Genomic DNA, 20,417 nt, shown 5'->3' on the forward strand with positions numbered 1-20,417 from the left:
TCGGGCACCCTACCCCAGCTCTCCGCGACCTCAGATGCTGTCGTTGAGTGCCTTGATCGGCATCGACAGGTCGGTCAGCAGATCGAGGTCGTCCTCGGCCGGGCGGCCCAGGGTGGTCAGGTAGTTGCCGACGATCACCGCATTGATACCGCCCAGGATGCCCTGCTTGGCACCGAGGTCGCCGAGGGTGATCTCACGGCCGCCGGCGAACCGGAGGATGGTGCGCGGCAACGCGAGCCGGAAGGCAGCCACCGACTTGAGCGCCTCTGAGGCGGGCAACACGTCCAGGTCGCCGAACGGTGTGCCCGGGCGCGGGTTCAAGAAGTTCAATGGCACCTCGTCGGGTTCCAGCGACGCGAGGTCGGCGGCGAACTCGGCACGCTGTTCGAGCGACTCCCCCATGCCGAGGATGCCGCCGCAGCAGACCTCCATGCCGGCGTCGCGGACCATCCGCAGGGTGTCCCAGCGCTCCTCCCAGGTGTGCGTCGTGACGACATTCGGGAAGTGACTCCGCGCGGTCTCGAGGTTGTGGTTGTAGCGGTGCACCCCCATGTCCTTGAGCTGATCGACCTGCTCCTGGGTGAGCATGCCGAGGCTGCAGGCGATCTGGATGTCGACCTCGTTGCGGATCGCCTCGATGCCCGCGGCGACCTGACTGAGCAGACGCTTGTCGGGTCCGCGGACGGCGGCGACGATGCAGAATTCGGTCGCGCCGGTCTTGGCGGTCTGCTTGGCGGCCTCGACCAGCGACGGGATGTCGATCCACGCACTGCGCACCGGCGAGGCGAACAGTCCCGACTGCGAACAGAAGTGGCAGTCCTCCGGGCAGCCGCCGGTCTTCAGCGAGATGATGCCCTCGACCTCGACCTCGGGTCCGCACCACCGCATCCGCACGTCGTGGGCGAGTTCCAGCAACTCCGGGAGACGATCGTCGGCGAGGTGCAGGACCTCGAGCACCTGATCGCGACCGAGTGGCTCGCCGCGCTCGAGTACCTGCTCGCGGGCGATCGCGAGGATGTCGCGCGGGTCGTGTGCGTCGGGGTCCGCACCGCTGGTGCGGGGATCGACGGGTGCCTGGGTCACTGGGGTACTCCTTCTCGACGGTGGACTGCGAACTCGGTGGTGAGCCAGTGCGGGTCGAACCATGACCCCGCACGGCGTCGGAAATCGTCTGGGGCCAGCGACCCGGCCCCGGTCGGGATCACCCCGACGACCGGTACCCCGGTCAATCGTGAGAGATCGGTGCGATTGCACGTCATCGCGAGATCGGGCTCCTGCGGCCACGATCCGATGACGAGTCCGGACGGTCGGAGACCGTGAGCACGGAGTGCGCCGACGGTCAGCTCGGCGTGGTTGAGGGTCCCGAGGCCGGCCGGTACGACCACCACGATGCCGTCGGCGGCGACCGCCGAGGAGACGTCCAGCAGCGTCAGGTCGGGGGCGAGTCGGACGAGCACGCCACCCGCCCCTTCGACCAGCGTCACGTCGTGACGGGCCGCGAGTTCGCCGACCGCGTCGATGATGTCGGAGAGGAGCACCGGTGGCATGCCGGACCGACGTGCGGCCGTCTCGGGTGCCAGCGGGTCGGGGTAGCGCGCGCATTCGGCACCGACCACCGGACCGACGAGACGTCGGATGTCGGCGAGGTCGCCGGGTTGGTCTTCCGACACACCTGTCTGCACCGGTTTGCAGACCGCGACGCTCGCACCGATCGTGCCGACGGCTGCGGTGATGGCGGCGGTCACCACGGTCTTCCCCACGTCCGTGGAGGTGCCCGTCACCGCGTGTACGATGCCGCGCGTCATCGGACGCCTTGACTTTCCAGTGCCGCACAGACGATCTCGGCCACGTGGTCGAGGGTCGCCGGGTCGAGGTCGGCACGCACCGTCAAGCGCAGGCGAGAGGTCCCGATCGGTACCGACGGTGGGCGAAAACATCCGACCAGCACGCCCTGCTGTCGGCACCGGGCGGCGGCCGCCACCGCGGCGTGCGGGTCCCCGACGACGAGGGAGATGACCGCCGACTCCGGCTCGGGTGCACCGCAACGGTCGGCGAGCCGGGCGGCGTTGGCGTGGAGTCGTCGAGGCAGCGTCGGATCGCCCTGCAGGACGGCGAGGGCCGCTCGTGCGCCGCCGACGGCCGCGGGCGCCAACCCCGTGTCGAAGATGAACGACCGCGCGCGATCGATGAGGTGCGATCGCACGACGTGACTGCCGAGGACCACGCCTCCCTGAGAACCGAGCGACTTGGAGCACACCGTGGTCACGATCAGATCGGGTGCACCCGCCAGACCTGCCTCGGCCACCAGTCCCCGACCACCGGGTCCGCGGACGCCGAGCCCGTGGGCCTCGTCGACGATCAGTGCGGCGCCGTGATCTCGGGTCGCGGCATAGAACTCGGCGATCGGAGCAAGCCGTCCGTCGATGCTGTAGACGGCGTCGGTGACCACCAGCGCCCGCTCCTCGGTTCGATCGCGCAGGATCGTGCGGATCGCTTCGTGGTCGCCGCGGTCAACGACGACCACGCGAGCCCGTGAGAGTCGGCAGCCGTCGATGAGTGAGGCGTGCGCGCCGGAGTCGCTGACGATCAGGTCGCCGCGTCCGACCAGCGCTGTGATGGCGCCGACGTTGGCCAGGTAGCCCGACGAGAAGAGCAGTGCCGCCGGGAAACCCATGAAGTCGGCGAGCTGCTGCTCGAAGTCGATGTGCAGCTCCGTGGTTCCGACCACCAGCCGTGACGCCGTCGCCCCGGCGCCCCAGCGCTCCAGGGCGTCGCGGGCCCCGGCGACCACTCGCGCATCGGTCGAGAGACCCAGATAGTCGTTGGAGGCCAGGTTGATCCCCGCGGCGCCGACCGATCCGGTGGTGCGACGAATCAGCGGATCGCGGTGGACACCACGCTCTTCGCGGATCGCGGCGTCGGCGGTGAGCCATGCGAGGGCCCGATCCTCCCCCGTGTTCGAGTGCCGGGGCGCCTCGGCCGACACGATCACCTCGTCGACGCTCACCGTGCACCTCCCGCGACGTCGACGGGCAGTCGCGCGTCGTCCATGGGCAGCCGTGTGACCGCAGCGTTCTCGTGCACTCCGCCCGCGATGACCGCAGCCGCGACACCTGCGCACAGCTGCGCGATCTCGGCGTCGGTACAGACGAACGGCGGCATCACGTACACGAGGTCACGGAAGGGGCGAATCCAGACACCTGCCGCAACAGCGGCATCCGTGGCCGCGACCATGTCGACGGGGCGATCGAGTTGCACCACCCCGATGGCACCCAGCACCCGGACGTCGGACACGCCCGACAGATCCCGCAGCGCGGCCAGTCCGGAGCGGAGTCCCGACTCGATGGCAGCGACCCGCGACCGCCACGGCGTGTCCAGCAGGAGTTCGGTGGAGGCGACGGCCACCGCACAGGCGAGCGGGTTGGCCATGAACGTCGGCCCGTGTGCCAACCCACCTGCTTCGCCGCGGCTGATGACCTCGGCGATGTCGGTGGTGCACAATGTGGCCGCCAGGGTGAGGTACCCACCGGTCAGAGCCTTGCCGACGCACATGATGTCCGGCGCCACCCCGGCGTGGTCGGCGGCGAACATCTCGCCGGTGCGCCCGAAGCCGGTGGCGATCTCGTCGAAGATCAGGAGGACGCCCGCGGCGTCACAGATGCGCCGCAGGTCCACGAGCAGCCTCGGGTCGTGGAATCGCATCCCGCCGGCCCCTTGCACGAGCGGCTCGACTATCACCGCGGCAAGTTGGTCGGCCTCATCACTGACGACACGCTCGAGTTCGGCGACGTAATCGGCGGACCAGGTCGCCGGTGGCGCCGGGACGAAGACCTGCTCGGCGAGCACGCCGCGCCACATGGTGTGCATCCCGCCGTCTGGATCGCACACGCTCATCGGGGTGAAGGTGTCGCCGTGGTACCCGCCTCGCCAGGTCAGCAGCTTCGTACGGCCGAGCGCGCCCCGACTGCGGTGGTACTGCAACGCCATCTTGACCGCGACCTCCACCGACACCGAACCGGAGTCGGCGAAGAAGACCTTCTGCAGCGGGCCCGGCGTCAGGTCGACGAGCAGTCGGGCGAGGTGCGCGGCCGGCTCGTGCGTGAGCCCGCCGAACATGACGTGCGACATCCGGCCGAGTTGGGCCGTGGCCGCATCGTCGAGTACCGGATGGCGGTAACCGTGGATGGCTGCCCACCAGGAGCTCATCCCGTCGATCAGCGACCGCCCGTCGGCGAGTCGGAGTCGCACGCCCGAGGCCCCCTCGACGACCAGCGGCGCAGTGGTCGGCGGCATGGCGCCGTAGGGATGCCAGATGTGCTCGGCATCGAGGCGACTGACCTCGGAGTGATGCACGGATCGGGTCCTTCCGGCGATGGTCCGAGATCTCGATCCGGTCGAGATCTCCTGGTGTCGGCTATGGGCCGGCCGACCACGGCCCGCCCCCGCGGCCGTGTGGTCCTGGACACTGTACAGGCACTGCCTGGACGGCGTACAGGAACCGCGCGCCGGACGCGATGGCGCCCGTTAGGCTGGCCCGGTGAGCAACAGCCGAGCCGATGTCCTCGCCGCGGCACGGCACATATTGACCCAGCACAGCCTCGCCGACCTCTCGATGCGTCGACTGGCGACCGACCTCGGAGTGCGTCCCAACGCGCTGTACTGGCATTTCCCCAACAAACAGACGATGTTGGCTGCCCTGGCAGACGACATCCTGGGCGACGTCGCCGGCCCCGACGCGGACTGGTCGTGGGATCAGCGCCTCGAGCACCTCGCATTGGCCATGCGCGCAGCCCTGGTCGCCGTGCCGGACAGCGCGGAAGTCGTGTCGTCGAGCTGGGCCAGCGGGTTGTCGCAGAAGTCCATCGCCGCGGACGTGGCGGACACGGCTCGGGCCGGTGGTCTCGACACCCGCGATGCCCAGGCCGTCGCGACGGCAGTCTGCCAGCTGGCCATCGGCTTGACGATCGAGGAACAGACCCGCAACCAGATGGAACGCCTCGGCGTCACCGGGCCGTCACATCGGGATTTCGCCGGCGAGTTCGCCGATGGCCTTGCGGTCATCCTCGACGGAGCACGACTCCGTGCCGGCGCCGAGATCGAGCCGCGGACACCTTCCTCGACCTGAGTCGGACGCCCCGCACCAGAGCCTGAGGGATACCTGAGCGCGCGGTGTCTGAATCGTTGATTCACAGGTTGGCCGGGTACATTTCTTCCCGACACCGGCCACCATGCCCCGGGTGATCAGCGCCCGCGGTGTCGGTGTGCAGGGTGAACACCCCCCTCACGAATCCCGACGAACGGAAGACAGCACCGGTCTTGGCAGCTCCGACGCGTATAGATCCGCCTGCGCCAGCAGCGGCGACCCCGCCGACAGTGCCGGCTTATCGCACAGACCTGGACGGTCTGCGCGGCATCGCCATCACGTTGGTCGCGTGTTTCCACATCTGGTTCGGCCGGGTCTCCGGCGGCGTCGACGTCTTCCTCACCCTCTCCGGGTATTTCTTCATCGGCTCGCTGCTGCGCCACGCTATCCACAGTCAGGCCGTCCACGTCACCTGGCGCGACACCGTCGATCCGTGGCCACGTCTCAAGCGACTCCTACGCCGACTCCTGCCGGCGCTGATGACCGTGCTGCTGGCAGTGACCATCCTGACGCTCGTGATCTTGCCGCAGACCCGCTGGGTCAACGTCGGCAACGAGCTGATCGCGAGCGCGCTCTACTACCAGAACTGGCATCTGGCGTTCAATTCACAGGACTACCTCGCGGCGAGTTCCGCGAACAGTCCGCTGCAGCACATCTGGTCGATGTCGGTACAGGGGCAGTTCTTCGTGGTCACGTTGCTGACCGCCCTCGCGTTCGCCGGTCTGCTCAAACTGATGGCGCGCTTCGTGTCCCGCTTCGCCGAGCCCGCGGTCATCCGCGCGCTGGTCGCCGGGGCGGTCATCGCCGTGGCTGCCGTGTCCTTCTACTGGGCGCACATGCGAATGGGCGTCAACCAGCAGTTCAACTACTACGACACGCTCTCCCGCCTCTGGGAGCCGCTGGCCGGTGGCCTGTTGGCGATCTGGCTGCCGAAGATGCGGATCCCGAACTGGATTCGCAACGTCGCGGCGGTCGTCGCACTCGGCTTGATCATCTCGTGCGGCTGGTGGATCGACGGTGTCGACTCCTACCCGGGACCACTCGCCCTCGTCCCCGTCGTCTCCACGATGGTCATCATCTGGGCGGGTGCCACCGCGCTGCAACGACCACGGCGCAGGCACGCCGCGAACGCCGCCGAGTCACAGGCGATGCCCGCGGTCAACCGTTTCCTCGCCGCTTCGTGGCCGGTCTGGCTGGGTACGGTCGCATACTCGCTCTATCTGTGGCACTGGCCGCTGCTGATCTTCTACCTCACCTGGCGCGACAAGGACCACGCGAACTTCTTCGAGGGCGTCGGCCTGATCGCGGTGTCCATCACCCTCGCCTGGCTCACCAAGCGGTACATCGAGGATCCGCTCCGGGGAGGTGGCCGATCGACGCTCACACGCGGCCGCCGGGACGGCCGGAGCCGTTGGCTGGGCTACACCTCGGTGGTGACGACCGTCCTGGTCGTCGGCACGCTGTTCACCGGCGTCGGGATCAAGCTGTGGGACCGCCACGTGTCCAACATCGTCGTCGACACCGCGAACCTGGATCCGCGGCTGTACCCGGGTGGTCGTGCGCTGCTCCACGGGACACCCGTTCCCGCCCTCGACCCGCAGCCGTCCGCGCTGAACGTCACCAAGGACTTCCCGGAGACGTCGACCGACGGGTTCATGAGCGATTTCAACGATCCGGACATCCACGTCGGCACCTACGGTGATCCCACCGCGACCCGCACCCTGGCGCTGATCGGTGGGTCGCACGCGGAGATGTGGGTGACCGCCCTCAACCTCCTCGGCAAGCGCAACCACTTCAAGGTCACCACCTATCTGAAGATGGGGTGCCCGATGTCCACCGAGTTGGTCCCCAAGCAGGCAGGTGTCCCCTACCCGCAGTGTCACGACTGGGTGATGCGCGTGATGAAGAAGGTCATCGCGGACAAACCCGATGCGGTGTTCACCAACTCGACGCGACCGCGCGACTACGAACCCGGCGACTGGGTTCCGCCGACCTACACGCCGATCTTCGACGAGTTCATCGAGGCCGGCATCCCGGTCCTCGGCATCCGCGACACCCCGTGGCCGCACAATGCCCAGGGCGCGATAGACAGTCCCACCTGTCTGGCCGACGGCGGTGACGCCGAGAGCTGCGGGACCAACCGTTCGCTCGCGCTGGCACCCGATGACCCGGCGAAAGCACTCGCGGCGACCCGTCCGATGTTCCACGCACTCGATCTGTCCAACGGAGTGTGCTCGGCAGATCTGTGTCCGGCGGTCGCGGGAAACATCACGGTCTACAAGGACTGGCACCACCTCAGCGCCACCTACGTCCGCAGCCTCACCGACGAACTCGGTCGGCAGATGGGCCTCGCGATCCCGTGGACGGGACCGGCTGCGCACTGACCGTCGGCGACCGACAGGCGTCCGAGATGACCGGCGCGCCGACCACGACTAGGGTCGTCTCATGATCAGTGGAAGGTGGGTATGACCGTCTCCCCGACCGCCGACGGCGAGTCTGATGCCATGTCCGGCCAGCCGGGGGGCGCTAGCCCCACGATCGGCGATCACGCCCTCGACGTCGCGCCGGCGACCGAGGCGCCCGCAGCGCCGATCATCGTGTGGCCTGGCACCCCCTATCCGCTCGGTGCCACCTATGACGGTGCGGGAACCAACTTCTCGCTGTTCTCCGAGGTGGCGACCGCGGTCGAGCTCTGCCTCGTCGACGATCGCGGGCACGAGCGCCGCATCGCCCTCGACGAGGTCGACGGATACTGCTGGCACTGCTACCTCCCGAATGTCGGGCCCGGGCAGCATTACGGCTTCCGGGTGTACGGCCCCTACGATCCCGACCGCGGATTGCGATGCGATCCGAGCAAGCTGTTGCTCGACCCGTACGGCAAGGCGTTCGACGGAGCATTCGACGGCGACGCATCGCTGTTCTCGTACCCGCTCCCGGGCACCGAAGAGCAGGCCGCGGAGCGTGCCGCAGAGTTCGCCGGGGCCGCGGCGGACGCGCAGACCGACGCCGAGGACCCCGCTGCCGCGGACGCCTCCGAGGGCGACGCGTCCGATGAGATCCTCTCCGACGATGCGCAATCCGCGGACGACACGGCCGAAGTCGCGACTCCTGCGGCCATCGGATCAGCTGCGGGCCCCACCGCCGACACCGCGAACGACGAGGCAGCAGCTGCCCCGACGTCGGAGACGCCACCCGAGATCGGCAGCGTCGCGACCGAGCCGCTGCCCGAGGACCCACCGACCCCGGAGATGCCGCAACTCGACTCCCTGGGCCACACCATGGTTTCCGTCGTCATCAACCCGTATTTCGACTGGCAGAACGACCGCTCGCCCAACCGGCCCTATCACCAGACCGTCATCTACGAGGCGCACGTCAAGGGGATGACCGCAACACATCCCGATGTTCCCGAACACCTGCGCGGAACATACGCTGGACTGTGCCACCCGGTGATCATCGACCACCTGAAAGCCTTGGGCATCACGGCGATCGAGCTGATGCCCGTCCATCAGTTCATGCAGGACTTCGTGTTGCAGGACAAGGGACTCCGCAACTACTGGGGTTACAACACCTTCGGTTTCCTGGCACCGCACGTGGAGTATGCCTCGCACCCCGGCAGTGCCGTGACCGAGTTCAAGGCGATGGTCCGCGAGTTCCACAATGCCGGCATCGAGGTCATCCTCGACGTGGTCTACAACCACACGGCAGAGGGCAACCACCTCGGCCCGACGGTCTCGTTCCGCGGCATCGACAACGCGGCGTACTACCGCCTGGTCGACGGTGATCCGGCCATGTACATGGACTACACCGGCACCGGCAACAGCCTCAACGGCCGCCATCCACACACCCTGCAGCTCATCATGGACTCGCTGCGCTACTGGGTGCTCGAGATGCACGTCGACGGCTTCCGGTTCGACCTGGCGTCCACCCTCGCCCGCGAACTCCACGACGTCGACCGTCTGTCGGCCTTCTTCGATCTGGTGCAGCAGGATCCGGTGGTGAGCCAGGTGAAGCTCATCGCCGAGCCGTGGGACGTCGGTGAGGGCGGCTATCAGGTCGGCAACTTCCCACCGCTGTGGACGGAATGGAACGGCAAGTACCGTGACACCGTCCGCGACTACTGGCGTGGGGAGCCGGCGACCCTCGGCGAGTTCGCATCGCGACTCACCGGCTCGTCCGACCTCTACGAGGCCACCGGACGCCGTCCGCTGGCCAGCATCAACTTCGTGATCGCCCACGACGGCTTCACCCTGCGGGACCTGGTGTCCTACAACGAAAAACACAACGAGGCCAACGGGGAGGACAATCGCGACGGCGAGAGTCACAACCGCTCGTGGAACTGCGGCGTCGAGGGCCCCACCGATGATCCGGAGATCCTCGAACTCCGGGCCCGGCAGCAGCGCAACATCCTGGCCACGCTGTTCCTCTCGCAGGGCACCCCGATGCTCGCACACGGCGACGAGCTCGGCCGCACACAGGACGGGAACAACAACGTCTACTGCCAGGACTCCGAATTGTCGTGGATGGATTGGGATCTGCGCGAGACCAACGCCGATCTCCTCGAGTTCACCCGTCGTGCCATCGCCCTGCGTACCGAGCATCCCGTCTTCCGCCGCCGCCGCTTCTTTGCCGGCAACCAGGCCGGCTGGGGCGACCCGGAGGTGGACATCGCCTGGCTCACACCCGCGGGCGAGGAGATGACGAACGCAGACTGGGACAGTGGTTTCGCCAGGAGCCTCGCGGTCTACTTCAACGGCGACGGCATCCAGGAGAAGGACGAACGTGGCGAGACGATCGTGGACGACAGCTTCTACATCTGCTTCAACGCCCACGACGGCGGGATCGACTTCCGTCTCCCGCCCGAGGTGTACGGCCCGGAGTGGGAGGTCGCGCTCGACACCACGAGTTCGACGGGTGACCGCGAGATCATCGCAGCCGCAGGCGATCTCGTCCCGGTGGGCGCTCGCTCGGTCCTCGTGCTCCGTAAGGTGGGCTGATCGGTGAGCCGCGGCGGTGCCCACCGACCGGCTCCCGTTGCCACCTACCGGCTGCAGCTGACCCCCGACTTGGGGTTCGCGGACGCTGCCGCCGTCCTGCCCCACCTCGCGGCTCTCGGCGTCAGCCACCTGTACCTCTCGCCGATCGGCCGCGCCACGGCCGGTTCGCAGCACGGATACGACTGGGTCCCGCCGCCGGGTGTCGCCGATGTGCTCGGCGGATCCGACGGATTGCGCGGGCTCCGCGCCGCCGCAGATGAACTCGGGCTCGGGCTCATCGTCGACATCGTGCCCAACCACACCGGTGTCGCCGACGCCCGACAGAACCCGTGGTTCGCCGACCTGCTGGCACGAGGACCGGAGTCGGCCTACGCGAAGTACTTCGACGTCGACTTCGCACCGGACAACGGCGTCGACGGCAGGATCGCCTTACCCGTCCTGGGAGACGAGACAGACCTCGACGCGCTCGAGATCCGCGACGGCTGGCTGCACTTCTACGATCACGCCTATCCCCTGGCCCCGGACACCGGCGTCGGCACACCGGCCGAGGTCCACGACCGCCAGCATTACCGCCTCGTCCCCTGGCGCAGTGGTCTGATCGGCTACCGACGATTCTTCGCGATCAACGAACTCGCCGGCGTGCGCCAGGAGGACCCGGAGGTCTACGACGCAACCCACGGATGGCTACGCGAGCTGATCGCCGACGACCTCGTCGACGGTGTCCGGGTCGACCACCCGGACGGCCTGTGGGACCCACAGGGTTACCTGGAGAGATTGCGTGCCGACCTGGGGCCGGACCGACTGCTCTACATCGAGAAGATCCTGGCCACCGACGAGCCACTCGAACCGTCGTTGCCGGTGGACGGGACCACGGGTTACGACCAGCTCCGCATCATCGACGCCGTGTTCACCGCGCCTACGGGGGTCATCGCACTCGCCGAGATCCACGAGCGACTGACCGGGGTCGCGGGTGACGGCCGATGGCTTCGCTCGACCGAGCACGCCCGCAAACTGGAGACCATCGCCGAGACCTTCCCGACCGAACACCGTCGGCTCGTCGCCGCGGTACGGGCGGACAGCGGTCCCGACGCCGAGGGTTTCCCGGTGCCCGGGGAACCCGAGCTGCTGTCGACCGCCACCGCCGAGATCATCGCCGACCTCGGCGTCTACCGGGCCGACTACCCCGCCCTGCGGAGTCGGCTCGAGGCAACCGCCGCGCGAGTGAGTGCGACCCGTCCGGGTCTCGCCGGTGCGGTGGCCACGGTCGTCGAGGCCACCGGCCGACACGGCGCCGCGTCGGCCCGACTGGCCCAGACCGGCGGGGCGGTCACCGCGAAGAGCGTGGAAGACAGTCTCTTCTACCGCACCGCCCGACTGGTGTCCGCGCAGGAGGTCGGCGGGGACCCCGCAGAGCCCGCGGTCGATCTCCGGGACTTCCACGCGCACAACGAGGCACGTGCGGAGCGCTGGCCACTCGCGATGACCGCGTCCTCGACCCATGACACGAAACGAAGTGAAGACGTGCGGGCCCGCATCGCGATCCTGGCGCAGGTGCCGGAGCGGTGGACCCAGCTCGTCGACGCGCTGTGGCGGGATCAGCCGCCACCGCATCGCTTGACCGGATACTTCCTGCTGCAGAACTTCATCGGTGTCTGGCCGGTCGACGGCCCGGTGACCGACGATCTGCGCGAGCGGTTGCACGCCTATGCCGAGAAGGCGATACGCGAGTCAGGGCTGCGAACGACCTGGACAGACATCGACGACGATTTCGAGTCGGCGGTGCACAGCTGGATCGACGCGCTGCTGGGCGGCGATTCGGCGGCCGCGATCAGTGAGTTCGTCGCCGGTATCCGCCGGTCGTGGGAACTCGAGTCCGTTGCGCGGAAGGCGATCACGCTGCTGTGCCCCGGCGTCGGCGACATCTACCAGGGGACCGAATGGTGGGACGACTCGCTCGTCGATCCGGACAACCGGCGGCCGGTCGACTACCGCCGGCCCCTGGACGGACCGAAGACGACGGTGGTGCGGCACGCGCTGGCCCTACGCACCCGCCATCCGGCCGCCTTCGGGGTCGGCGGCACCTATCTGCGACTGAGCGCGTCCGGGCCGGCGGCCGAGCACGTGGTGGCATTCGGTCGCGGCCACGACGACTCCGCCGAGGTGGTCGTCCTGGCGGCGCGTTTCACCCACAGCCTCGACCACGAACGGTGCGCCACGACTTCGGTGGCACTCCCCGCAGGCAGATGGCGCGACGTCGCCGACGACTCCGAGTACTCCGGGAGCATCCCGTTGTCGACGGCCATGTCACGGACCGGGGTCACGCTGCTCGAGCGTGTCTGAGGCGGATCAGCCCGCCGGCGCCGGTTGCGGCGCCGGAGTCGGGGTCGCCGGGGCCGGTGCCCCGCCGGTGGCGCCGGGGAGCGCACCGCCCCCACCGGGCAACGACTGCGACGGATCGATCTGTCCGTTGGCACTCCCGGGCGGTCCGTCGACGTTGGAGACCAGCCATCGACCGTCCTCCTTGCTGAGGTCGAGTCGGAAGACCATCAGATTCGAGGTGCCGTTCGGGGCAGTTGCGCTGCGTCCGGAGACCTCGGCCATCACCAAGGTCTTGGCGCTGTCGGTGCCGAAGGACTCGACCGAGGAGAGCTTGATCGACGAGGTCGCCTGCAACTTCAGCGATTCGACGTTCTGCTGGGTGGCCTGTCGATCCTGTTCGAGCCGTTCGCGCAGCTTGCCGGTCGACAGCGGGCCGAGCAGTTCCTTGTAGTTGTCCGCGTTCTCCGCGTTGAGCGTGCTGACGAGCTTGGTGACGAACTCCTCGGAGGCCGCCTTGCTGTCGGTGAACGCGTCGAGTCGTTGCGACTGCTGGCGTGCCTGCAGGGCCAGCAGCACGACCGCCACCACGAGCGCGACCACCGCCAGCGCTGCGATCGCCTTCAGGACGCCGCGTCCGGACACGGTGAACGAGATCTGGCGTCCGCTCGCCGACTTCGGATCCGGAGTCGGCGGTTCCGAGTCGGGCTCGTCCTCCGCGGCAGCAGCCGACGACGCACGGGTCGCGGAACGTTGCGCCGCCGAGCGAGACGCCTTCGACGTCGGCCGCTTGGCGGTCGCCTCGGTCGTCCCGGTCCCGCTCACCCCGGCGCTGTCCGCCACGGCATCGTCGTCCCCCGAGCTACCGTCCCCCGAGCTACCGTCTCGCGTGTCGTCGTCCGCGGTCGGGTCGAGGTCGGCGCCATCGGCCGGCACGGTCTCGAACTCGTCGTCCGGAGTGGTCTCGTCGGGAGTGGAGTCGCGTTCGCTCATCAGTGGTGGGTCACGTCCTCAAAGTGATGTCGGTACTGGGCCGCGCAGAGCCGGATTCGGAGCTATCCCAGCGGGACGGTCCGTGCCTTCGGGTCGTACCCGGGTGGCGGGCCGGCGGTGTCGTCGCCCGGCGGACGCGGCGCGTTGGCCGAACCGCGGACCTGCTGCCGCTCGTCCTCGGTGACACAGTACAGATTGGTCGGGATGGTCAGTTCCAGGATCTTGGTCGGATCGTTGGGTGTGACCGCGTAGTTGCACGACGGCCGCGTGAACAACGAGCCGAACGCCCACCACGCACCGTCGTGGAACATGTACATGCTCTTGATGCCGGCGTCGCGGATGGACGGGAACAGCTGGGCCAGTGCCGGAGCGCGCAACGCGCCCTGCCGCGAGATCTCCACGAACTGTTTGAGTACGTCGGAGAGCGGATCCCGCATCTGCCCGAACGAGCCGCTCAGACTGGTGAACTGGCTGGGACCGCGGCCGAGGAGGGTCCGCAGTTCCTTGTCGGACGCAGCGGCCGCGTTGATCACCGAACTGATCCCGGCGACCGTCGACCCGAAGTCCGGCTGGATCTCAGCCGTCGTCTTCAGGATCGTGCCGGAGTCCTGGATCAGCTTGGTGGTCTGTGGGAGCACCCGATACAGATCGGCGAAGATCGTCCCGCCCGAGTCGAAGAGGACGCGCAACTGGTTGGTGCCATCGGCATTGAGACCCACCTCGAGGTTGTCGACGATCGAGCGCAGCTTCACCGGATCGATCTGCTCGATGACGTTCAACGACGACTCGAGCAGGTTCGGGAACGGCGCGGTGACCCGCGTCTGCGTCGCCTGGATGACGTCACCGTCGGCGAAGTAGGGGCCGTCGGCGGTCGGCGGCTGGAAGTCGACGTATTGCTCACCCGCGGCCGAGAGGCCGAGAGCCGCGACCACCGAGTTCCGGTTGATCTTGACGTCGTCCTCGATCTCCACCGAGACGTCCACCGACTCCGGACGGACCTGGATGTCGGTGACGTCCCCGATCCGGGAGCCGCGCAGGGTGACCATCGAGGTCTGTTGCAGGCCACCGGAGATCGGGAAGTGCACGGTCAACGCGTAGGTGCCCTGCAGCGGTTGCCATCGCAGTGCCCCGAACGTGAGATACGCCAACCCGATCAGCATCACCACGATGAGGCCGAGGTTGCCCACCATCACGCTGTGCGAACGCAACCAACCGAACAGGCCCGAGCCACGTGAACTCATCCGCAGCACCCCTTCGTCCCGGTCAGTCGGGCCAGCAGTCGCGTGAGTGTCTGCTGCAGTGCCGCAGAGCCCTCGTCGACGTCCTGGAGTTCCGGCAGGCGCGACGCGGAGTCGACGCCGACGCCGGGGCTGAGGAAGTAGACCTTCGCCGAGACCGACGCCGCGCTGCTCGCGGTCGACTTGGCCCATTTGGGGGTCAGCTTGGCCATGTTGTCGGCGAGCGGACCGAGTGTGGTCGCAGTGTCCCGCAGACCCGCGAGCACCGTGGACAGATGGCCGAGCATCTCGATCATGTTGCCCTGGTTGGTGTTCAGGAAGTCGTTGGTCGCCGACGTGACGCGATCGGTCTTGTCGAGCGTCGACAGGATGAGACCCATCTGGTTGTTGACCGCGTTCAACGCCGGACCGAGCTTGTTCACCGACGCCATGATCTGCGCGCGACCGGCGGCGAGCTGCCCGGTGAGCACCCGGGTGTTGGCGAGTGCGGAGTCGACCCGGCCCGCGTTCGCGTTGAACTTGGTGATCGCGGTCGTGAGTCCTTCCACGGCACCGTTCAGCTGGTCCGGGTTGGTCGACACCGCACTGCTCAACTCACTGATGATGCTGGTGAGCGAGTTCAGCGAGCCACTGTCGACGACGCCGGTGAGACTGACCAGCAGGTCCTCCACCGTCGCCGCGGCCGACGTCGGTCCGGTGAGGCTTCCGCCCGCCGGGATTCGAGCCGCCGAGGCCGGGTTCTCAGGCGGCAGCAACGCGACGAAGACGTCACCCAATGGGGTGGCCTGCCGCAGTTCTGCCCCCGTTCCGACGGGGATCGCGGTCGAGCGGCTGATCTGCATGGTGACCGCCGCCGTGTAGTTCTCGGCCACGATGTCGGTGACCTGACCGACGTCGGTGCCGTTCAGCTTCACCTTCGCGCGGCCCGGCAGGTTCAGCGCGTTGTCGAAGCGGGCGTGCACCTCGATGGAGTCGCCGATCCCACCCGGCGCGGGCAGCGGCACCTGCTCGACGGTCAGCCCGGGGAGGACACCGCATCCGGAGAACAGCAGCATCGATGCGACGGCGACCGCGAGCACGCCACGACGACCGGAACGACGCTCCCGACCGTCGGTGCTCACCCGGAACGCAGACACCCGGGACCCGTGCGGGTGCATCGCCGGCCCGGGCCGGCGGAGGGCCGTGTGCAACAGCTCTGTGCGGCGGGTCATTTGCTCAACTCCAGCAGTCCGTTGAACACCCCGAGGTCGGGGCCGAAGTCCTTGAGTTGGCCGGTCCGGCAGCCGTCGGCCTGGAGGTTGATCGCCTGGCAGAACTTCGACACCAACTCGTTGTCCAGCAGCGACTTGTCGAGCAATACCTGCGCACGCCACGCGCGCGTCTCCGCCGACACCGAATTGCTGAGGTTCTGGAACAGCAGCGGGCCGACGTCGACGGTCTCCACGACCTGTCGCGAATAGTCGCTGAGGTTCTCTGCCAGCGCAGCCAGTCGGCCGGTGGAGGCACCGATGGTCCCGGAGTTGTTGCGAAGGAACTCGGTGGTGTTCTGCAGGGTGGTGTTCAGGTTGCCCAGCGTGGCCACCAGACCGGGCGACTGTCGTTGCAGGATCTGCGACACCTGGTTGATCGAACTCGAGAAGGCCTTCATCTTGGGGTAGTTGTCGACGAGTCGGGTCGTCAGCTTCTGGATGGCCTTGATGATCTCCACCAGTCCGTCGCCGTTGCGCGAGACCACCTGAGAGGCCTTGCTCAACTCGTTGATCGCCTCCTGCATGCGTTCACCGTTGCCGCTGGCGATCCCCGCGGTGATGTCGACCATGTCGGCGACCGGTCCCTCACCGGGACGCGTTCCCGACAGCGACTTCACCAGTCCGTCGATCGAGTCGAACAGCTCGTCGATGGACACCGGCGCCTTGGTCTCGGTGATCACCGAACCGTCTGTCAGCTTCGCGCCCTCGGAGTACGTCGGCGACAACTCGATGTGACGTGTGGTGACGATCGACGTGTTGACGATGGCGGCCGTGGCGTTCGCCGGGATCGGGACGTCGTTGTCGACGGTGAAGGTGACCTTCACCCGATTGCCCTGCGGCTCCACCTTGGTGACCTGTCCGACCGGCATGCCGAGGACGGCGACGTCGTTGCTCTCGTAGAGTCCTGCGACGCTGTCGAAGAACGCGGACACCGTGATCGTCGAGCCGAAGGCCGACGACACCGACGCCGGCAGGATCGAACAGCCGGAGACACCGACGACCACACCGAGTGCCACCGCCGTCGCTGCGAGGGTCGACCGGATACGCCCCATCCCGCGGCTCAGCATCCGTTCACCACCCGGGCCAGGCACAGCCAGTTGTCGGGGAAGATGCCCCATGGCAGATAGCCGTTGGCATACGGCCCGTCGCCGATGATGTTGTTGGTCAACCGTGCGGTCACGGGCAGGATCTCCAGGAGCTTGCGCAGGTTGTCCCGATTCTTCTCGAGGCCCTGCGTGATCGTGTTGAGGTTCGCCATGATCGGCGCGAACTGGTTCGAGTTCTCCGCGGCAACCGCTTTCGCCTGCGTCGTCAGCGCCGCGATGCCGTCCAGCATCCGGGTCACCAGAACCTCGCGGGCGGAGATCTTCTCGGCCAGTTGACGTCCCTGACCCACGATGACCGCCAGCTGGAACTGGTTGTCGTCGACGATCCCGGTGATGGTGCGGGTGTCGTCGACGAGTTGGTTGATCTGGTCACGCCGATTGGTGATCACCTTCGACATCGCGGTCAACGAGTCGAGCGTCGGCTTGGTCACCGCGGGCGCGCCGGCGAGCTGACGGTTCAACGTGCGCAGACCCTGGGCGAACTGCTCGTCGTCGATCCCGGCCAGGATCGGGGTGCCCTTCTCGATCGTCTGGTTCAGGTCGTAGGGAACCCGGGTCTGGGCGATCCGGCCGTCGTGTGCCGGATCGGTCGAGTCACCCAGCGAGACATCGACATAGCGCTGCCCGAGCAGGGTCGACAGCTTGATCTCGGCAGAGCCGTTGGCCGTCACGTCGACGTCCTTGTCGACCTTCATGGTGATCTTCACGTGATCGCCGGACAGTTCCGTCGCCGAGACCTTTCCGACGTCGATCCCGGCGACGCGCACCTTGTCGCCCGGCCGGATGCCACCCGCCTGCGCGAAGTCGCCGTAGTAGGTTTTCTTGCCGATGCCCGCACCCGCGATACCGGTGATCGCCACGAGAGCGAGCACCAGGACCGCCGCGCCCGCGACGCCGAACCAGAATCGGCGGTTGTCCCGATAGTGCCTGGAGAACCAACTCATCGGCACACCACCGAATGCTGAGTGCCGCCGATCTTGTTGATCAGCCCGGGCGGGAAGAGGACGTCACCGATGGCGATGTCGAGATCGCAGGCGTAGATGTTCAGGTAGGCCCCCTCGCCGAGCACCATCGGGAAGTGGCCCAGGAAGATCGGCAGGTTCTTCGCGAGCCCGTCGAGGCGCGAACCACTGTTGATCAGCGTTCGCGTCGCGGCGCGAGCATCGGTGGCCGCATCCTGCAGCGACCCGCGGCTCTGGGTGAGGACCTCGGCGAATCCGCTGGCCGTACGGCCGATCTGACTGACCGACTTACCGAAGGCGGCCGAGTTGGAGTTCAGGTTCTCGATCAGCTTGGAGATGCTGGTGATGACCGTGCCCACCTGGTCCCCCTGAGCCGCGAGGTCGCGCATCACCGTGCTGAGATTGGTGATCACGGCTCCGATGACCGCATCGCGGTCGGCCATGTCGCTGGCGAGCCTGCCGACCTCGGCCACCGTGTTGCTCAGTGACACGTCGTTGCCCTGGAACGCCTGGATCAGGCCCTCCGACAATGCATTCACCTGCTCGGGCTGGAGAGTGTCGAACACCGGCTGGAAGCCCGAGAGGAGCTTGGTGACGTCGAACGAATCCTCCGAGGGCATCTTCAGGCTCGATCCCTCCGCGAGCGGCGTGCTGTTCTCCCCCTTGACCAGGGTCAACGACAGGAAGCGCTGGCCGATGAGGTTCTGGTAGCGGATCGATGCCTGCGTGTTGCTCAGGACCTTCTGGTCCTTCTCCACGATGAACTGCACACGGGCGCGGCCCTTGTCGAGATCGACGGACTCGACGCGGCCGACGCGGACGCCGGCCATCCGGACGTCGTCTCCCTCGATCAGTCCGGAGACGTCGTTGAAATAGGTGCTGAACGAGGTGGTCGATCCGGGGACGGAACGCTCCAGCGTCGACCAGATGGTGTATGTCAGAAGCAACGCGATCACCGCGAACAGGGAGAACCCGATCAGCGGTCGACGAAAGCTCGACTGTGGCTGGCTCATCGACCACCTCGCTGCTCGCCGGAGGCCGCACCCGACGGTTTCGGTTGTTGCGGGCTGGGCTTCTGTGCGCTGGGCTTCTGGGCACTCGGCTTCTGGCTCGCCGAGGGCTTTCTCGGGGTCACGGACTGGACCAGCGGCCCCAGCATGAGCGTCTCCGCGGCGTTGGGCTGGCGCCGCAGTGCGGCACCCAGCGTCTTGTTGTCGGTCTTGGTGGTCACCTGGCCGAAGGCAGAGGCGACCTTTCGGTTCAGCTCCGGGTACACCTGCAGCGGGCCGGAACTCGTCGGTCCGGTACCGGTGCCCGGTCCCACACATCCGGGCCCACGGGATTGTCCGTAGGGCCCGCCGTTGTACACCGGGCAGTTCTGTCGCGTATAGCGCTGGAACGCGCCGAACCCGATGCCGAGATTCAGCTGGACATGGCCGTTGACACCGGTGAACACGGTGAGGACGCGCGCGGCCAGATTGTTCAGGGCGGTGATCGACTGCGGGAGGGACTGGGGTTCCAGCACCAGCGCGCCGAGCATCGTGTTCAGGTCCCGCACGACGTTCTTGCCGCCGTTGGGGTTCTGCGCGAAGAGCGCCTGGGTCTCGTCGAGGAACCCACCCGTCGCGGTCAGGAGTGCGGTCAGGTCGCGTTGCTTCTCGGCGATGGTCATCGCCGGGACCACACTGCGCCCGAGGGCATCCAGTAACTGCGGCGCCGACTGTGACAACCCGCGGATGGAGCGGTCGAAGTTCTCGAATCCGGACGGTGCGCCGGGCGGGAACTGCGCGTTGATGCTCTTCCAGTAGTTGTCGAGGATCGGGACGAAGTTACCGAAGACGGCACCGCCACCCTTGAGCGCATCCGACAGCGTGCCGAGCACCGCCGCGAGATCCTCGGGTGGGACCGCCTTGAGGAGCGCGTGCAGTTCGTTCTGCGCATCCTGGAGCTTGATCGTCTCTCGCGACCGATCGGCGAGGATCGTGTCGCCCGAAGAGAGTCGGCTGGTGCCCGGGTCGGCCGGCCGCACCAATTCGACCGCGTTGACGCCGAAGAGATTGGCCGGCACCGTCCGCGCGGTCACATCGGATGGAATCCCCGACGCCTGCTTGGGCTCCAGATCGATGTCGACGTTCTTGAGCTGCTGCGTGCCCCCGCCGGTGGCGTCACCGAGGCTGACCGCCGAGACCGTGCCGACGATCAGCCCGTTGTAGCGGACGTCGGCACCATCGGTCAGTCCGTCGCCGACGTCGGTGAGCTGGGCGCGCACCGGCACCGTCGAGGTGAAGGTGCCCTGGTAGCGCATGAGCAGCAGCACGAACACGATGACGAGCACGAGCAGGAAGATGAGCCCACGCAGGACGTACTGCAGGAGTGAGGGATTGCGGCCGTCGGTGGCTATCTGCATCGGATGTC

At 67.5% G+C, this 20,417-nt stretch carries 15 protein-coding genes; 4 read left to right on the forward strand and 11 right to left on the reverse strand.

Annotation, left to right across the window (positions count from 1 at the left end; all coding sequences use genetic code 11):
* Window positions 1-30 precede the first annotated feature (30 nt).
* Genes bioB through GS4_RS19060 form a run of 4 tightly spaced genes read right to left on the reverse strand, consistent with a single transcriptional unit; the run spans window position 31 to window position 4,353 of the window.
* Entirely contained in the window at window positions 31-1,083 is a 1,053-nt protein-coding gene (gene bioB, locus GS4_RS19045) for a biotin synthase BioB (protein ID WP_007623583.1), read from the reverse strand.
* Window positions 1,080-1,805: a dethiobiotin synthase gene (gene bioD / locus GS4_RS19050; protein WP_007623585.1), complete on the reverse strand. Its 726-nt coding sequence runs from the start codon at window positions 1,803-1,805 to the stop codon at window positions 1,080-1,082. The genes bioB and bioD overlap by 4 nt, the downstream gene beginning before the upstream one ends.
* Window positions 1,802-2,989 (reverse strand): 8-amino-7-oxononanoate synthase, encoded by a 1,188-nt coding sequence (locus GS4_RS19055; protein WP_040511100.1) that lies wholly within the window; start codon window positions 2,987-2,989, stop codon window positions 1,802-1,804. The genes bioD and GS4_RS19055 overlap by 4 nt, the downstream gene beginning before the upstream one ends.
* A 14-nt stretch (window positions 2,990-3,003) precedes the next feature.
* The gene (locus GS4_RS19060) at window positions 3,004-4,353 is read right to left on the reverse strand and encodes an adenosylmethionine--8-amino-7-oxononanoate transaminase (RefSeq protein ID WP_007623589.1); all 1,350 of its coding nucleotides are present in this window, start codon (window positions 4,351-4,353) and stop codon (window positions 3,004-3,006) included.
* 184 nt (window positions 4,354-4,537) lie between these two features.
* On the opposite strand from GS4_RS19060, the gene GS4_RS19065 reads away from it, so the two are divergent.
* The 4 genes from GS4_RS19065 (at window position 4,538) to treY (ending at window position 12,477) form a co-directional block, all read left to right on the forward strand.
* Complete coding sequence (locus GS4_RS19065) at window positions 4,538-5,125, forward strand: TetR/AcrR family transcriptional regulator (protein ID WP_007623591.1); 588 nt, start codon at window positions 4,538-4,540, stop codon at window positions 5,123-5,125.
* Window positions 5,126-5,316: 191 nt separating this feature from the next.
* A complete protein-coding gene (locus GS4_RS19070) occupies window positions 5,317-7,527 on the forward strand; it encodes an acyltransferase family protein (RefSeq protein WP_040511101.1) in 2,211 nt (736 codons plus the stop codon).
* 81 nt (window positions 7,528-7,608) lie between these two features.
* Entirely contained in the window at window positions 7,609-10,137 is a 2,529-nt protein-coding gene (glgX, locus tag GS4_RS19075; RefSeq protein WP_007623594.1) for a glycogen debranching protein GlgX, read from the forward strand.
* A 3-nt stretch (window positions 10,138-10,140) separates the two neighbouring features.
* A complete protein-coding gene (treY, locus tag GS4_RS19080; protein ID WP_007623595.1) occupies window positions 10,141-12,477 on the forward strand; it encodes a malto-oligosyltrehalose synthase in 2,337 nt (778 codons plus the stop codon).
* Between the two features lie 6 nt (window positions 12,478-12,483).
* Here treY and GS4_RS19085 read toward each other — a convergent pair whose 3' ends face one another.
* The 7 genes from GS4_RS19085 to GS4_RS19115 form a co-directional block, all read right to left on the reverse strand.
* Window positions 12,484-13,446, reverse strand: a complete 963-nt coding sequence (locus tag GS4_RS19085) for a hypothetical protein (RefSeq protein WP_007623596.1) — start codon at window positions 13,444-13,446, stop codon at window positions 12,484-12,486.
* A gap of 62 nt (window positions 13,447-13,508) precedes the next feature.
* Complete coding sequence (locus GS4_RS19090; RefSeq protein ID WP_007623597.1) at window positions 13,509-14,687, reverse strand: MlaD family protein; 1,179 nt, start codon at window positions 14,685-14,687, stop codon at window positions 13,509-13,511.
* Entirely contained in the window at window positions 14,684-15,841 is a 1,158-nt protein-coding gene (locus GS4_RS19095) for an MlaD family protein (protein ID WP_157226695.1), read from the reverse strand. Before GS4_RS19095 ends, GS4_RS19090 begins: the two co-directional genes overlap by 4 nt.
* A gap of 50 nt (window positions 15,842-15,891) precedes the next feature.
* Window positions 15,892-17,001 (reverse strand): MCE family protein, encoded by a 1,110-nt coding sequence (locus GS4_RS19100; protein ID WP_007623599.1) that lies wholly within the window; start codon window positions 16,999-17,001, stop codon window positions 15,892-15,894.
* The gene (locus GS4_RS19105; protein WP_007623600.1) at window positions 16,995-17,984 is read right to left on the reverse strand and encodes an MCE family protein; all 990 of its coding nucleotides are present in this window, start codon (window positions 17,982-17,984) and stop codon (window positions 16,995-16,997) included. The genes GS4_RS19100 and GS4_RS19105 overlap by 7 nt, the downstream gene beginning before the upstream one ends.
* Window positions 17,981-19,015 (reverse strand): MCE family protein, encoded by a 1,035-nt coding sequence (locus GS4_RS19110; protein ID WP_007623606.1) that lies wholly within the window; start codon window positions 19,013-19,015, stop codon window positions 17,981-17,983. Before GS4_RS19110 ends, GS4_RS19105 begins: the two co-directional genes overlap by 4 nt.
* Entirely contained in the window at window positions 19,012-20,409 is a 1,398-nt protein-coding gene (locus tag GS4_RS19115) for an MlaD family protein (protein WP_007623608.1), read from the reverse strand. The genes GS4_RS19110 and GS4_RS19115 overlap by 4 nt, the downstream gene beginning before the upstream one ends.
* Between the last annotated feature and the right edge of the window lie 8 nt (window positions 20,410-20,417).

This window comes from Gordonia soli NBRC 108243 (assembly GCF_000334455.1).
Classification (GTDB): Bacteria; Actinomycetota; Actinomycetes; order Mycobacteriales; family Mycobacteriaceae; genus Gordonia; species Gordonia soli.

Excerpts from the sequence above, each read along its gene's own strand:
- bioD (WP_007623585.1), bottom strand. The coding sequence starts at position 1,805 with ATGACGCGCGGCATCGTACACGCGGTGACGGGCACCTCCACGGACGTG.
- glgX (WP_007623594.1), top strand. The coding sequence starts at position 7,609 with ATGACCGTCTCCCCGACCGCCGACGGCGAGTCTGATGCCATGTCCGGC.
- GS4_RS19085 (WP_007623596.1), bottom strand. The coding sequence starts at position 13,446 with ATGAGCGAACGCGACTCCACTCCCGACGAGACCACTCCGGACGACGAG.
- GS4_RS19090 (WP_007623597.1), bottom strand. The coding sequence starts at position 14,687 with ATGAGTTCACGTGGCTCGGGCCTGTTCGGTTGGTTGCGTTCGCACAGC.
- GS4_RS19095 (WP_157226695.1), bottom strand. The coding sequence starts at position 15,841 with ATGCACCCGCACGGGTCCCGGGTGTCTGCGTTCCGGGTGAGCACCGAC.
- GS4_RS19100 (WP_007623599.1), bottom strand. The coding sequence starts at position 17,001 with ATGCTGAGCCGCGGGATGGGGCGTATCCGGTCGACCCTCGCAGCGACG.
- GS4_RS19105 (WP_007623600.1), bottom strand. The coding sequence starts at position 17,984 with ATGAGTTGGTTCTCCAGGCACTATCGGGACAACCGCCGATTCTGGTTC.
- GS4_RS19110 (WP_007623606.1), bottom strand. The coding sequence starts at position 19,015 with ATGAGCCAGCCACAGTCGAGCTTTCGTCGACCGCTGATCGGGTTCTCC.
- GS4_RS19115 (WP_007623608.1), bottom strand. The coding sequence starts at position 20,409 with ATGCAGATAGCCACCGACGGCCGCAATCCCTCACTCCTGCAGTACGTC.